This window comes from Rossellomorea sp. FS2, assembly GCF_047915635.1.
Classification (GTDB): Bacteria; Bacillota; Bacilli; order Bacillales; family Bacillaceae_B; genus Rossellomorea; species Rossellomorea marisflavi_A.
The window spans coordinates 233,888-248,776 of record NZ_JBLRVS010000004.1; the positions used below are offsets into that span (position 1 = coordinate 233,888).

Here is a 14,889-nt window from a genome sequence, read left to right on the forward strand (position 1 = left end):
TTCTCAGTACAATTCTTCATGAAAGATCAAAAAAGTAAACCCGACAAAAACGTTTTGGATTTAATCGTGATTGAAATTGAAAGCAATGATGGAGTTCCAAAAGGTCATTACGAAGTAAGGCTACACGATAACTATGTAATCAAGTCCAAGTCCGAAGGTTTTAAAGACAATTCTTTAGAAAGAGCTTATCCAGACGAAATAATAAAGAATTAGTATGAATATAAATGGAATGCCTTTCTTCTCATCAAATTACGGCTCCCCCTCTATATCCCTTTTAAAATAAAGAATTGTACATCAATGAATGAATCAATAAACAGATAATTTTTTCCAACAAGAGGGTTAAATCTATAAACTGGAGGGTAATGGTATTTCAGGTGACAAAAGACTCAAACACCTTGGAATTGTCATAAATCCGAATGACAAAAGATTCATGGCAAGACAATCCTTCCTGGTGACGTTTTTCCTGTTTTTGAATTTATGGGTACATTCACCTGTTAATACTTTACAGTTTCTTTTACAATAAAGAAGTTCTTTTACGTACATCATCCCATTAGGAGGATTGTTAACACATGAAACATAAATGGAAACTGTTCGTATGTGGTATAAGCATCTCATTATTATTAGGAGGTTGTTTTGGAGTGGACAGCGGAAAAAAATCAGAAGCTAAGAAGACGGATACGAAGCAGGGAGATCAGAACTATCCCGCAGAAGAATATGAAAGTGTGCTGACTTATACTGGTGAGGGCTATTTCCTTCCAAATGGAAAAGAAACCGACAAAATTGCTAAATCTCACCGAGAGGAAGTAATAAAAGCTACAAAGAACTATCTATCAAATGAGTATAACCTTGAAGCAGAAGTTCATAATATGGTCGGCAACAAAGATGGAGTAACTGTTTTTTATGAAACAAAAGGAACTCTACATTTCTACGGTATCGTCATCGTTCCAATTAACCTACAGAAAAAAGAAGTAATGGCGGAAGAAGCATTTTCACCGGAAGGGCAAGTAGAAGATGGCATCCGAGGAGCTTTATATGCTTATATTATGGAGGATCAATTTAAAGCCCTTGATGAACAATTATCAACCTTAATAAAAACAGAAGAGATTGTCGGACGTAGGGTAGAAGCAATTGAAAATGTGGGGGGATCAGGCTATAACCCAACCTTATATAATGTGGTGGTAGCAGAAAATGAGGCCATGAATCCTGTATATGATCTTTACACCCGTAATCCCAAAGTATCGAAAAAAGAACTTCAATCTGCTTATAAAGAAGAAAAATTTAATCCAGAGGATGTATATATAACTATTCAAGCTTTCATGAAGAAAAAAGGTGCTGAACCCGATGAAAAAATTTTCAATAAATTAGTAGAAATCGTACAAGGCAACCACCCTATTCCTAATGGTACTTACAATGTGGCATTACATGATAACTTAATTCAAAAAAGTACGTTTGAGGGGTTAAAAATGAACTCGCTAGATAAGCCATTGATAATTCACTCATCGGAGCAATGAGGGGGAAATGAACCATGGAAACAGCAATAGAAGAGAGGCGTTTTAATGGAACATCGGAACCTGATCTAGTTGAATTAGCTGGAGATTGGGTTTATCAAAAACCGAAATACGGTGATCCTATAAATGTTAATGATGTTAAATTTGTAGTCGTTAATACTAGATATGATGACCCAACAGGACTAGATGCCATGACTGTAAAAAATGTAGAAACAGGAGAATATTCTATAATATTTCAAGGAACTCAAAAAGACGCTAAATACGGTAAAGAGGACTTAAAAACCGATGCTCTATTGACTACCGACATGCCTACGATCCCTCAACTAGAAGCATCAAAAGAATACTATATTGAGATGAATGAAAAATTCGGAATCTCCTCTGTAGCTGGCAACTCACTTGGTGGTCCTCTAGCCTTTTCTGCCTTACAAGTAAACCCTGAATTAAGGTGTGTAACTATTAATCCAGCTCCCGCGCCAAAAGGCTATTTAGATCCCAATAAAGTTTACCCTAATGCATTAAATTTCTATGATAAACACGATCCATTAACCTCTATTACAACTCCACTTGGAATGGAACGAGTTCCTGGTGAAGTCGTCACCATTGAAGCTGGTGCAGCCATAATCTCAAGTATGGGATCAATTCATACAGGTTTTAAAGAAGGTTCAATAACAGTCCGTGGGATAACCATTAGTACTGCTGCGGATGACCACATTGTTACCAGTATTTGGACTGGAGAAACATTAACAGGTGAATCCTCAACCAGAATCGATGTGAATCTTAAAAACCTAGATATTCTGTCTAAAGGACTAGTTGGTGCTAGTAATGACTTTGGTTTAGCCCAATCTTACATGGAAAAGTCCGAAGAAATTGTTTTAAATGAAGAATCGATCTTTACTATGCGGCTGGAAACCATGATATCAACATTTAACGATATGATTGAAGACTCCATCTATGATCCAGTGCTAAAGGGAATTACGCGGGCGCAATCTGCCATTACGAGTGAAGTAAGCGATTGGTTATCAAAACTTGATACAGCTGAACAGCATTTTCAATCCATAAACGCAATCCTTAATTCCCCTCCTGTAGAGTTGATTGAACATATTATTAGCGTTGACATCAGTGTTGAGAGTTTATTCCAGGAAGCACGGGACCATATTAATAAATTTTTTCTTGAAGTTTGTTCACTTTCAAATGGAATCGCACATATTAATGAAGATGTAATTCCCTCCCTTTTAAGTGAGGCCCAAAACAAAGTAGATGATTTTTTAGTAAATGAAATGAGAGATCATTATACTATCGTCAATTCAAATACTGAGAAAGTAAGCCAACAAATTGTTGATTTTGGAGAAAAAGTAGTTAATTTTAAGGAAGAATTAGAAAAGAGAGACCTCACTTCGGCACTAAGCATAAAAATGCAAGCAAATGCAATTAGTGATATAGTGAAAATTCCTGGTAAGTCTGATTTTTTGTTAGAAGAGTCTAATCATCTTCTCCTAGGAATGAAGCTAAAAGAGTTAGTATTGGAAAGCTCTTTTAACCATATTAGTAATCTAACACATATTTTAATAGGTGTTCCGGCTGCTGCCATAGCCAGTATTGTTGGAGTTATTGAGACAGCGGTCAAAGGGATTAGCTTGGCAATTAGCAAAGTTTTCGACTTTTCTCATTCCATTTCACTTCCTGCTTCTCTCTTCCCTCAATTTCAAGAAATAGAGCAAAAATTAAAATCGCTAGCAAATTCCATCACCCGACCACTGGATGATATCGGTAGCATGCTTGGAGGAGTCAGAGATTCTTTCTTCAGATTAAGCATTTATTTACCAGACCTCTTACGAGAATTTAAACCCTACCTTGACGATGCTATTTTTACTATCATTAACTACAACGATATTAATGTACTCAACTTGTTTGCTATGACTCAATTAAAAGAACTAAAGATTCTCCTACAGGATGTTTCATTCCAATTAAGTGAACATAGCGCTAAATCAATCGAGGCCTTAGGAGAAACATCTGATCTGGTTATTGAAAATTTGGACATGTTAACTAGTCAAATTAAAAAAGTTACTTTCGAATAATTTTTTTGCAACTTAAATGTAATTTTATTGAATAAAAGGATGACACCCACCACAAAAGAAAGGATATCTCGATTCGATGATATCCTTTCTTTATGCCCTGCTCTCCTTGAAAGGATGTGTGATGGTCCATTCATTTAGCATTTCTTCTTCTACGATTAAGATATCATACCTTTTATACTTAACTTAACATCTAACACCATTCAGTGTTAATTCCCCACTATTTAATCAGGATTGCGAGGTGAAAAAAATGAAAAACTACATCAAGCTGATTGCCTGTAGCATCTGTGTGTCCTTCATACTGGGAGGTTGTTTAGGGGATGAAGTCGGAAAAGAGTCAGCTGAACACCAGGATGAGCTGGAGTACCCTGAAGATCAGTACGAAAGCGTCCTGACCTATAAGGGGGAAGGCTATGACCTTCCTGGCGGTGAGAAAAAAGAAAAAATTGCTAATGAGCATAAAGAAGAAGTGGTTAAAGCGACTAAGGAGTATTTGAAGAAGGAATATCGTACCGACGTAGAGGTCCACAATATGGTAGGGAATCAAGATGGGGTAACCGTTTTCTATGAATCTACCGGCCCCTTGCATTTTTACGCTACAGCCATCGTTCCGATTGACTCCAAAAACAAAAAAGTCATGGAAGATAAAGTTTGGACGCTGGAGGGTGAAGTGGAAGATGCCATCAGGGCAGCTCTTTACGTTTATCTATTTGAAGATGAATTTAAGGCCCTTGATAAGCAGGTTGAAGGTTTTTCATCTGAATTCAATCTTGTGGGTAGAACAATAGAGTCCCTTCAGAATGTTGGTGGTATCGGGTATATGAAACCTTTCTATTTTACTCAATCAATGGATTTAGACGGAGCCATCAATCCCGTTTACGAGCTTTACATGAAAAATCCTGACGCTTCTCGAGATCAACTAAAAAGGGCCTATAAACCTGATCTATTCAATCCAAAGTATTTTAGGGTTTCCATACAATTCTTCATGGAATACCCAAAGGCTGCCCCCGATCCAAAAGTGTTAAAAGAAATGGTCAACACAATCGAAAGCAATAGTGAGATACCAAAAGGCACGTACAGTGTGTATCTTCATGACAACTTTGTAGACAAGAAATCATCTGAAGGCGTAAAAAAGAATTCGCTAAGCCAGTCAGCACCCGATTACATCATAAAGTAGAAAATGATTGGATATGCTTCTCCATTTATAACCAGATTAGAATCAATCCCTTCTCCACAAAAATTCGAGGAGCGTGAAACATGAAAAGTCAGATTAACCTATTTGCCTGCATTATCAGTAGCACCCTTCTATTGGGAGGATGCTTTGGAGCAGATCAAGGACAAATGTCTTCTCAAAAACAGGATTCACTGGACCGACCTGAAGACCAGTATGAAAGCGTCCTGACTTACTCCGGCGACGGATACGCTCTTCCTGGTGGTGAAAAAAATGAAAAAATCGCGAAAGAGCATAAGGATGAAGTAGTCAGCGCGACCAAAGAATATTTGAAGAAAGAATATAATACTGATGTGGACGTTCACAATATGGTAGGGAATTCCGATGGGGTTACGGTTTTTTATGAATCCAAGGGACCTTTACACTTCTACTCAACCGCGATTGTCCCTATAGATAGCTCAACCAAGAAAATTTTAAAAGATGAAGTCACTACGATTGAAGGTGAAGTGGAAAGGTCAATCAAAACTGCACTGTATGCCTTTATGATGCCAGACGAATTTGAAGAATTAGATCAACAGATTGCAGAAATTGTAGAAGCTAATCCATCCATTACCGGCAGGACTGAAAAAGCTATACAGAATGTTGGTGGAAGTGGGTATATGAGTCCCTACTATTATGTACAGTCCTCATTAATAGATAAAGGGATTACACCAGTTTACGAAAAATATTTGGAGGAACCAGATACTTCTAAAGAAGCATTTCTCGATGTCTATGATAGTTCAACATTCGAACCTGATTTTCTACTGTTTAACATCCATTTCTTCATGAAAGATCCAAATGAAAAACCTGACAAAGAAATCTATAACAAAATCATTGAAGCTTTTGAGAATAATAATAGCCTTCCTAAAGGAAGATATCTAATTAATCTAAATGATCATTTTATCCACAGTAGAACATCTGAAGGGTATAAACAAAATTCCCTTAGTCAGAATCCGCGAGAAGGAATTATTAAGAATTAAGTTAATGTGCCTCTTCTTATCTTAAACAAAAAAGAATTCCGTTATGACTTTAAACCCTATTAAAAAAGAATGACTTACTCTTCCGTGACACATCTATGACATTCTAGTTAGGAGTGTGAAGGATGAAATATAACATCATACTGCTCTCATGCATTATCAGTATCTCTTTCCTCTTAGGAGGCTGTCTCGGATTTGATAAAGGACTAAATTCTAAGGAACAGAATTCACAGGATCGTCCTAAAGATCAGTACGAAAGCGTCCTGACCTACTCCGGAGACGGCTACGATCTTCCTGGTGGTGAAAAAAACGAGAAGATTGCGAAACAAAATAAGGATGAAGTAATTAAAGCAACGAAGGATTATTTAAAGAAAGAGTACAACATCGATGTGGACGTTCACAATATGGTGGGGAATCAAGATGGGGTGACCGTGTTCTTTGAGACCACTGGACGCTTGCATTTTTATTCTACAGCCATCGTTCCAATCGACACAGAGAATCAAAGAATACTCTCAGACAATGTATGGACATTAGATGGGAGAATTGAAAATTCTATACGTGGATCTCTTTACGCATACATCAATGAGGATGAGTTTAAAGAATTAGATAAAGAAATGGAATCTGTGGCAAAGACCTATGACATAGTTGGCAGTTCTCTTGAGTCTTTACAAAATGTTGGTGGTAACGGTTATAGCACCCCTTTTTACCATGTAACATCCACAAAGGTGGATTTGGCTATGAGGCCCGTTTATGACCTCTATCTCGAGAATCCAAAAGCGACGAAAGAAGAACTTGCGGAAGCGTATGACACCAGTAATTTTGACCCGAACTATACCTTTATTACGATTCAAGGCTTTATGAAAAAAGAAAAAGCAAAGCCCGATCAAGATGCATTCAATAATATTGAGAAGTTTGTGAAGGAAAACAACAATTTGCCCAAAGGAACATACGAAATTTTCCTAAACGATCATTATGTACAAAAAAATAAAGGTACTGGCCTAAAAATGAATTCTATTAAATACTCTACTCCTATCATAAAAGACAATTAAAGAGTGGTCCCCTTCCCTTCTTCCAGGACCACCGATGACATACTTTTTAAGGAGTGTGAATATGAAAAACCCCATCAAGCTGGTCACATGCAGTATCTGCATCTCTCTCCTCTTAGGAGGTTGTTTCGGAATAGATAACGCACAGAAGTCATCCAAGGAACAGGATCCATTGGACAGGCCCAAAGATCAATACGAAAGTGTCCTGACCTACACCGGTGACGGCTACGATCTTCCCGGTGGTGAAGAAAATGAGAGAATTGCTAAAAAGCATAAGGATGAAGTAGTAAAGGCTACTAAGGATTATTTAAAGAAAGAATATAATATCGATGTAGAAGTCCACAATATGGTGGGAAATAAGGATGGGGTGACCGTGTTCTTTGAAACGACAGGACGCTTGCATTTTTATTCTACAGCCATCGTTCCAATCGACACAGAGAATCAAAGAATACTCTCAGACAATGTATGGACATTAGATGGAAAAATCGAAAATTCCATTCGTGGAGCTTTATATGCCTACATTAACGAGGAACCATTTAAAGAATTAGATAAGGAAATGGAATCTTTAAGACAGAGATATGACATCGTCGGCAGATCTCTTGAATCCTTACAAAATGTTGGTGGTGGCGGCTATAACACCCCATTTTATCATGTCACATCCACTAAGGATGATATGGCGATGAAGCCCGTGTATGACCTCTACTTGCACAATCCTGATTCAACAAAAGAAGCATTAATGGCAGCATATGATTCCACTAAATTTGACGCAACGTATGTACTGATCAATATTGAAGGCTTTATGAAAAATGAAAAGACAGCGCCGAATCAGGATGCATTCGATAAGATGGAAGAAATGGTGAAAGAAAATAACATGCTGCCTCTAGGAACGTATAAACTCTTCTTGCATGATGGCTATGTGCAGAAAAATAAAGGTTCAGGCTTAAAAATGAATTCAATTAAATATTCTACTCCCATCATTAAAGACAACTAAAGAGAGGTCCCCTTCCCTTCTGCCTGGAAAACCGATGATATACAGTTTAAGGAGTGTGAATATGAAAAATCCTATCATGCTGTTCGCATGCAGTATCAGCACCTCTCTTCTCTTGGGAGGTTGTTTCGGAATAGATAATGCACAGAAGTCATCCTCGGAACAGGATCCAGTGGACCGTCCCAAAGAGAAGTATGAAAGCGTCTTGACCTACACCGGCGACAGTTACGATCTTCCCGGCGGTGAAAAAAATGAAAAGATAGCTATAGAGCATAAAGATGAGGTAGTAAAAGCAACAAAAGATTATTTGAAGAAGGAATACCATACCGATGTAGAAGTTCACAATATAGTAGGGAATAGCGATGGGGTGACAGTATTTTTCGAGTCAGTTGGTCCGTTACATTTTTATTCGGTAGCTGTTGTTCCAATCGATTCAAAGAAAAAGAAAATTTTATCCAGTGAAACTTTCACCCTTGAAGGAGACGTTGAGAGAGCCATACGCTCTGCTTTATATGCATATATCATGGAAGATGATTTCCAATCTTTGCATGAGCAGATAAAAGAAATTATTGATTCCACACCAACTATCACGGGGCGCACTATAGAATCACTAGAAAACGCTGGCGGTAACGGTTACATGACCCCTTACTATTTTGTTCAGTCATCAACCTATGATGAAGCAATCATGCCCGTATACGAGGAATATATGAAAAACCCTACTACTTCTCAAAGCAATCTAAAGATGTTATACGATAAAGACCTGTTTAGCCCAAAGGACTTAACATATTCCATTAATTTTTTCATGAAAGAGCCTGATGCAAACCCAGATAAGAAAACCTTTGATTCCATTATCCAGTCTATCAAAGATAATACTGAAATTCCCAGCGGTACTTATATGATTAATCTCCATGATCACTATGTAATTAAGAGTAAATTTGAAGGATATAAACAAAATTCCTTAAGGCTGGCAGACTATGAAGGAATCATAAAGGAATAGAAGGTTTATGAATGAACACTCTAATAAAGTTGGTCCAATTTAACAATGATCCAAAATTTTTTAAAAATAAGAAGGACCACCTTAAACAAGGAGTGTGAATATGAAAATCATTAATCTGGTCGCATGTAGTATAAGCACCACTATCCTACTGGGAGGGTGCTTCGGTGCGGAAAACGGACAAAAGTCATCCAATGAACAGAATTCACTTGACCGGACAGAAGATCAGTTTGAAAGTGCCCTGACCTATACGGGGGAGGGCTATGATCTTCCTGGCGGGGGAAAAGCTGAGAAAATTGCTGCTGAGCATAAAGATGAAGTGGTGAAAGCAACGAAAGATTACTTAAAGAAAGAATATAACACCGACGTAGACGTTCACAATATGGTAGGTAATCAAAACGGGGTGACCGTGTTCTATGAATCGGTTGGGGATGTACATTTCTATTCCACTGCCATAGTCCCCATAGATATAGAAAACGAGACCGTATTATCCAGTAACGTGTGGACACTAGAAGGTGAAGTTGAGAAAGGAATTGAAACAGGGTTGTTTGCATTGTGGAGAAAGGAAGAATTCGACCAATTGGATTCACTTCTGGAAGAGATCCTACAGGAAAATAAAAACATAGTGGGAAGAAAGCTTGAAGCGATTCAAAACGTTGGTGGAAACGGTTTTATGACTCCTTACTATTTTGTTCAACCTTTAAAATATGAAGATGCTTTCCAAGACGCAATCGACCTTTATTTAATAAGTTCTGACCCAGATACCCAAGACATCATCAGTTCCATTAACCAAGAGATCAATAGTGATGACTTTTTGATCTCCATACAGTTTTTCATGAAGAATCCTGAAGCTCAACCCAGTCAGGAAATATTTGAGGCCATTAAAGAAAAAGTGGAAAACGCTAATCAAATCCCCCCTGGAAAGTATGTGCTGTCCATTAACGACCACTATATCCACAAAGAATCATCGGAAGGATATAAAAAGAACTCTATCAGTCTGGAAGAGTTCGAAGGAATAGAAAAAGATTCGTAATCTGGAGCCATCTGTTTTTGGCATGATGGTTTCTATTAACATTATATGTGCAAACCATTTCAGCCTTAGGAGGATTTTTCAATCATGATAATTAGATGGCTCCCGCTCTCCTTCCTCTTCGTTCTACCACTCCTATTGGGAGGTTGCTTTGGATTCAACAACACTACATCTACTAAACAGCAAGCAGGTCCGGATCGCCCTGAAGATGTATATGAAAGTGTCCTCACCTATACCGGGGATGGCATGCACCTTCCCAATGGTGATAGGACCGAAAAAATTGCTACAGCAAAGAAAGAAGAAGTCATCACTGCAACTGAAAACTATATCAAAGAAAACTACCACGTAAAGGTAAAAGTCCATAATATGGTCGGAAGTAAAGATGGGGTTACGGTCTATTTCGAATCCTTAGGCAGGCTTCACTTCTATTCAACTGCCATCGTACCGATCAATCCATCTACCGGGAAGGTAGCCCAAGATAAAGTCTGGACCTCGAGTAAAGAAGTGGAAGATGCGATCAGGGCTGCATTATATGCATACATCATGGAGGAGGAATTCCAGAAACTTGACAATCTGCTTGAGGAGCTCCAAAAAGAAAACGACATCGTAGGACGCACGAAAAAAGCTGTAGCAAACTCAGGCGGACTTGGTTATGAAACTCCTTATTACTTTGTACAGGCTGTGGACCTAGATGACGCCATCAATCCCGTTTATGAACTGTTTATGGAAGACCCCGATGCACCTAAGTCCGAACTAAAAAATGCTTATCGCGCAGAGAAATTCAAACCCGAAAACGTAACCTTTTCTATACAGTTTTACATGAGTCGTGAAAATACTGAACCTGATCAGGAAGTATTCAATTCAATCGTAGAGGCAATCAAGAGTAACCAAGACATTCCCAACGGCTCTTACTCGGTCGATCTTCATGATCATTATATCCTCAAGAAAAACGGTGAAGGCTATAAGGAAAATTCTTTAAGCCGATCTGCTCCTGATGAAATTATTAAGCAGTAGCTTTTTTGAGAAAGTCATACAAATGAACAGTGGATGCCTCTTCTCATGATGCACCATTTACTGAGGGTGAAAGCGATCCTTCCCTCTCTTTGTTCTTTAAGGAACAACATTCTGTAATGGGAGTGAGTAGTATGAAAATCAAGTGGTCGGCGATCACAGTCAGTCTGTGCCTCCCTCTCTTATTAGGAGGGTGTTTTGGGACAAATCAAGAAAAACAATCCGTTTCCAAGGATGAAGATGCACGGCCTGAAGATCAGTATGAGAGTGTCCTCACTTATACCGGTGAAGGCTACAACCTGCCAGGGGGAGAAAAAAACGAGGAAATTGCGAATGAACATAAGGGTGAAGTGGTTCAAGCAGTCAAAGACTTCGTAAAAAAAGAATATAGTACCGATGTGGAAGTCCACAACATGGTTGGGAATCAGGATGGCGTGACCGTATTCTTTGAGTCAGTCGGATCGTTACATTTTTACTCAAGTGCCATTGTACCGATTGATACTAAGAACAACAAGATCCTGAAAAAAAATGTATGGACACTAGAAGGTGAAGTGGAAAGGTCAATAAAGTCCGCTCTCTATGCCTATATGTGGGAGGACGATTTCAAAGCATTGGATGATCAAATCACAGAAATTCTTGACGACCATCCTTCGATTACCGGCAGGACTCTAGAATCCCTCCAAAATGTCGGAGGAAGCGGATATATGAGTCCCTATTATTTCGTACAAGCCTCATCAACAGACGAAGCCATTCAACCTTTATATGAACAATATCTGCAGGATCCTGATACTTCCAAAGAAACGTATAGCAAGCTGTTCGATGATTCCCAATTTGAACCGGATTATTTACTTTTCAATTTGAATTTTTTCATGATAGATCCTCAAGATCAACCTGATAAAGAAACATTCAACTCCATCATTGAAACAGTCGAGGCGAATAATGAACTTCCCAAAGGAAGATACTTGATTGATTTGAACGATAACTATGTCCTGATCACGAATTCAGAAAGCTATAAACAAAATACCCTTGGTGAAGACCCGACAAAAGGAATAATTAAGGAGTGAGAAAATGAAAATCAAGTGGAAGCTACTCACAAGCAGTCTATGCCTCTCACTCTTATTAGGTGGGTGCTTCGGTACTGATAAATCTGTTACCCAAAAGTCCTCTGACGGGAAAGATGATGTTCCCAGGTCTGACGATATGTATGAAAGCATTCTGACCTATACCGGCGACGGCTACGACCTGCCTGGGGGTGACAAAAATGAGAAATTCGCCAAGGATCATAAGGATGATGTAGAAAAAGCAGTGAAGGACTATCTAAAGAATGAATTCAACACGGATGTAAAAGTTCATAATATGGTGGGCAATCGGGACGGGGTCACGGTATTTTACGAATCGACCGGCCTTTATGCCACTGCTATTGTGCCGATCGATTTAAAGAACAAGGACGTGTTGGGTGATCACGTTTGGACGCTGGAAGGCGTTGTTGAGCGTGGAATAAAAGGAGCTCTATATGCCTACCTTTTTGAAGATGAGTTCAAGGAATTGGATCGGATATTGGGAGAGTTAGAGAATGAAGAAGACATTGTGGGGAGAAAAATAGAAGCGATAGAAAATGTAGGCGGGATCGGTTACATGACGCCTTTCTACTTTCTCGCAAATTCAACGGATGACGAGGCCATAGAACCTGTGTATGAGTTGTACATGAAAGATCCAGAAACCCCTAAAGCAGAGTTGCGCAGTGCATTTGATAAAGAGCAATTCATACCTGAAGACTACCTATTCTCTATACAGTTCTATATGGAAGATCCTAATAAGGAGCCAGACGAAGCAATCTTAGAAAGAATTGTAAATACAATAGTGGATAGCACGACTATACCGTCCGGAAACTATGCCATTAATCTCCATGACAACTATGTTATTAAGCATGCAGCTGAGGGATCAAAAGATAACTCGATTAACCGAAAGTTTCCGGATGAAGAGATCATCAAAGAATGACTAATTAGGGATGTTCACTAACGTTACCCAGAAAGGATTGATTCAAAGTGAAATTCAGGTGGGTGATACTAGTATGTGGAGTCAGCTTCGCTATGCTAATGAGTGGTTGTCTTGGAGTAACTGATAAACAACAGTCTGTATCAAAGAAGAAGGAGGCTGGGCAAAGTAACCCTGACCGCTCTGAGGGCATGTATGAAAGCGTCCTTACCTACACCGGCGACGGCTACGACCTTCCCGGCGGAGAGAAAACAGAGAAAATCGCGAAGGAGCATAAAGCAGAAGTCGTGAAAGCCACTAAGGATTATATAAAGAAAACGTACAAAACCGATATTGAAGTCCATAATATGGTGGGCAATAAAGACGGGGTCACGGTGTTTTTTGAATCCAAGGGGAATCTCCATTTTTACTCCACTGCGATCGTGCCCATCAATGTGAAGGAAGAAAAGGTTATAAGCAGCGGAGTATGGACGTTGGAAGGAGAAGTTGAAGGAGCGATTTGTGCTGCTCTTTATACGCTAGTAAAAGAGGAAGAATTCAATGAACTCGATCAGCTGTTACAAACGTTCCCCTCTCAATACCCGATAGCCGGCCGAACAATGCATTCCATTGAAAATGTAAGGGGCAAAGGCCATATCACCCCCTACTATTTCATACAAGCCACTCATCTAGATGAAGCCATCCGACCCGTCTACAATTTATATCTAAACGATCCAGACACCTCAATAGAAAAGTTGAAAGAAGCCTACCTAAGTGATAAGTTCGACCCTGAGTTTTTCACTGTCTCGATTCACTTCTTTATGAAAGAAAAGGATGCACAACCAGACCGGGAAATCTTTGATGAGATTGTCACAGCCGTTGAAACCAATCAGGATCTACCCGCTGGAACCTATTCCGTCTACTTACATGATCATTATGTAATAAAAAACAATGCCGCGGCATTCAAGGATAATTCTTTGAGTAGGTCTGACTATATTCGTAAGGACTGACCTTCTCTCCTCCCCTAATAAATTGTTGGGAAGGAATCTCCTGGTTCCCGATCAAAATGACGTTGAAGGGCTAAAAATGAACTTTCTTGATGTAACTTACAATTCTTCACACCTTAGAATCTAAGACAAGCAGAGGATTTAGAAGTCAAAAGAATTATGACTTTTGCTAAGAGGGTGGGATATATATCAGCTTGCCCCCGCAAGGTAAAGACAGGAAAAAACCTAAAAAACACAGGAGCAGTCCGACAAAATCAACAATCGGAAGCGCCCCTGTGATTTTATTTAACCCCAGTCGGAATGCACAGAGGCGATCCATCTACGGGGTTTTCAATGATGGTGGCCGATACGCCGAATACATCTTCGAGCATTTTTTCGGTGAATACGTCTTCTGGTTTTCCTTCATGGTAGATGCGTCCATCTGCTATGCTGATGAGATGATCGGCGTAGCGGGCTGCCTGATTCAGGTCGTGAAGGACCATGACGATGGTGCATTGGTGCTTATGGTTAAGAGTCTGGAGAAGGTCCAGGATTTCGATTTGATGGGCGAGATCCAGGTAAGTGGTGGGCTCGTCCAATAGGAGGAGTTCGGTTCCCTGGGCGAGGGCCATGGCGATCCAGGCGCGCTGTCGTTGCCCTCCTGATAACGCATCGAGCGTCCTATCGGAGAGCTTCTCCATTTTTGTCGCTTTGAGGGCTTCTGCCACGATGGCGTGGTCCTCTTCCGTGTGCCGGGCAAACAGGCCCTTGTGAGGGTGGCGTCCGTAATAACACAGATCTTCCACGGTCAGATCCTCTGGTGCTTCCGGAGATTGCGGAAGGATGGCGAGCTGTTTTGCGATTTCTTTTGATGACTGGCGGTGGATATCCTTCCCGTTGAGATAGACATTTCCCTGTGTGGGCCTCAACAGTCGGGCCAGGGACCGAAGGATGGTCGACTTTCCACAGCCGTTGGATCCGATGATGATGCTGATCTTTCCATCGGGGATGTGCAAGTCGATGTTATCGATGACCTTGGTATCGTCATAGGACAGTGAGAGCTGTTCGGTTCGTAATGTTGTCATCTATCTCT

14 protein-coding genes are annotated in these 14,889 nt (G+C 39.7%); 13 read left to right on the plus strand and 1 reads right to left on the minus strand.

Features of this window, described 5'->3' with window-relative positions:
- Positions 1–18 precede the first annotated feature (18 nt).
- The 13 genes from ACNA6I_RS11870 (at position 19) to ACNA6I_RS11930 (ending at position 13,820) form a co-directional block, all read left to right on the plus strand.
- Complete coding sequence (locus ACNA6I_RS11870) at positions 19–213, plus strand: hypothetical protein (RefSeq protein ID WP_416313357.1); 195 nt, start codon at positions 19–21, stop codon at positions 211–213.
- A 356-nt stretch (positions 214–569) separates the two neighbouring features.
- The gene (locus ACNA6I_RS11875; RefSeq protein ID WP_416313358.1) at positions 570–1,511 is read left to right on the plus strand and encodes a DUF1672 family protein; all 942 of its coding nucleotides are present in this window, start codon (positions 570–572) and stop codon (positions 1,509–1,511) included.
- 14 nt (positions 1,512–1,525) lie between these two features.
- On the plus strand, positions 1,526–3,583 hold the full coding sequence (locus tag ACNA6I_RS11880) for an SA1320 family protein (RefSeq protein WP_416313359.1): 2,058 nt from the start codon (positions 1,526–1,528) through the stop codon (positions 3,581–3,583).
- 247 nt (positions 3,584–3,830) lie between these two features.
- Positions 3,831–4,757 (plus strand): DUF1672 family protein, encoded by a 927-nt coding sequence (locus tag ACNA6I_RS11885; protein ID WP_416313360.1) that lies wholly within the window; start codon positions 3,831–3,833, stop codon positions 4,755–4,757.
- 80 nt (positions 4,758–4,837) lie between these two features.
- Positions 4,838–5,770, plus strand: coding sequence for a DUF1672 family protein (locus ACNA6I_RS11890; RefSeq protein WP_416313361.1), 933 nt, complete (start codon positions 4,838–4,840; stop codon positions 5,768–5,770).
- Between the two features lie 122 nt (positions 5,771–5,892).
- Complete coding sequence (locus ACNA6I_RS11895) at positions 5,893–6,816, plus strand: DUF1672 family protein (protein ID WP_416313362.1); 924 nt, start codon at positions 5,893–5,895, stop codon at positions 6,814–6,816.
- Between the two features lie 61 nt (positions 6,817–6,877).
- The gene (locus ACNA6I_RS11900) at positions 6,878–7,804 is read left to right on the plus strand and encodes a DUF1672 family protein (RefSeq protein WP_416313363.1); all 927 of its coding nucleotides are present in this window, start codon (positions 6,878–6,880) and stop codon (positions 7,802–7,804) included.
- A 61-nt stretch (positions 7,805–7,865) separates the two neighbouring features.
- Positions 7,866–8,798 carry a DUF1672 family protein gene (locus tag ACNA6I_RS11905; RefSeq protein WP_416313364.1) on the plus strand — a complete coding sequence of 311 codons (933 nt, stop codon included), beginning with the start codon at positions 7,866–7,868 and terminating at the stop codon, positions 8,796–8,798.
- 100 nt (positions 8,799–8,898) lie between these two features.
- Complete coding sequence (locus ACNA6I_RS11910; protein WP_416313365.1) at positions 8,899–9,828, plus strand: DUF1672 family protein; 930 nt, start codon at positions 8,899–8,901, stop codon at positions 9,826–9,828.
- A gap of 84 nt (positions 9,829–9,912) precedes the next feature.
- Positions 9,913–10,839: a DUF1672 family protein gene (locus ACNA6I_RS11915; RefSeq protein WP_048013582.1), complete on the plus strand. Its 927-nt coding sequence runs from the start codon at positions 9,913–9,915 to the stop codon at positions 10,837–10,839.
- A 131-nt stretch (positions 10,840–10,970) separates the two neighbouring features.
- Positions 10,971–11,900 carry a DUF1672 family protein gene (locus ACNA6I_RS11920; protein ID WP_416313366.1) on the plus strand — a complete coding sequence of 310 codons (930 nt, stop codon included), beginning with the start codon at positions 10,971–10,973 and terminating at the stop codon, positions 11,898–11,900.
- Between the two features lie 4 nt (positions 11,901–11,904).
- Positions 11,905–12,834 (plus strand): DUF1672 family protein, encoded by a 930-nt coding sequence (locus ACNA6I_RS11925; protein ID WP_416313367.1) that lies wholly within the window; start codon positions 11,905–11,907, stop codon positions 12,832–12,834.
- 47 nt (positions 12,835–12,881) lie between these two features.
- Complete coding sequence (locus ACNA6I_RS11930) at positions 12,882–13,820, plus strand: DUF1672 family protein (protein WP_416313368.1); 939 nt, start codon at positions 12,882–12,884, stop codon at positions 13,818–13,820.
- Between the two features lie 278 nt (positions 13,821–14,098).
- On the opposite strand, the gene ACNA6I_RS11935 is transcribed toward ACNA6I_RS11930, so the two are convergent.
- Entirely contained in the window at positions 14,099–14,881 is a 783-nt protein-coding gene (locus ACNA6I_RS11935; protein ID WP_048013587.1) for an ABC transporter ATP-binding protein, read from the minus strand.
- Positions 14,882–14,889 lie beyond the last annotated feature (8 nt).

Coding starts and splice junctions, on each gene's coding strand:
- ACNA6I_RS11910 (WP_416313365.1), top strand. CDS start 8,899: ATGAAAATCATTAATCTGGTCGCATGTAGTATAAGCACCACTATCCTA.
- ACNA6I_RS11935 (WP_048013587.1), bottom strand. CDS start 14,881: ATGACAACATTACGAACCGAACAGCTCTCACTGTCCTATGACGATACC.
- ACNA6I_RS11890 (WP_416313361.1), top strand. CDS start 4,838: ATGAAAAGTCAGATTAACCTATTTGCCTGCATTATCAGTAGCACCCTT.
- ACNA6I_RS11880 (WP_416313359.1), top strand. CDS start 1,526: ATGGAAACAGCAATAGAAGAGAGGCGTTTTAATGGAACATCGGAACCT.
- ACNA6I_RS11920 (WP_416313366.1), top strand. CDS start 10,971: ATGAAAATCAAGTGGTCGGCGATCACAGTCAGTCTGTGCCTCCCTCTC.
- ACNA6I_RS11875 (WP_416313358.1), top strand. CDS start 570: ATGAAACATAAATGGAAACTGTTCGTATGTGGTATAAGCATCTCATTA.
- ACNA6I_RS11905 (WP_416313364.1), top strand. CDS start 7,866: ATGAAAAATCCTATCATGCTGTTCGCATGCAGTATCAGCACCTCTCTT.
- ACNA6I_RS11915 (WP_048013582.1), top strand. CDS start 9,913: ATGATAATTAGATGGCTCCCGCTCTCCTTCCTCTTCGTTCTACCACTC.
- ACNA6I_RS11925 (WP_416313367.1), top strand. CDS start 11,905: ATGAAAATCAAGTGGAAGCTACTCACAAGCAGTCTATGCCTCTCACTC.
- ACNA6I_RS11885 (WP_416313360.1), top strand. CDS start 3,831: ATGAAAAACTACATCAAGCTGATTGCCTGTAGCATCTGTGTGTCCTTC.
- ACNA6I_RS11900 (WP_416313363.1), top strand. CDS start 6,878: ATGAAAAACCCCATCAAGCTGGTCACATGCAGTATCTGCATCTCTCTC.
- ACNA6I_RS11895 (WP_416313362.1), top strand. CDS start 5,893: ATGAAATATAACATCATACTGCTCTCATGCATTATCAGTATCTCTTTC.
- ACNA6I_RS11870 (WP_416313357.1), top strand. CDS start 19: ATGAAAGATCAAAAAAGTAAACCCGACAAAAACGTTTTGGATTTAATC.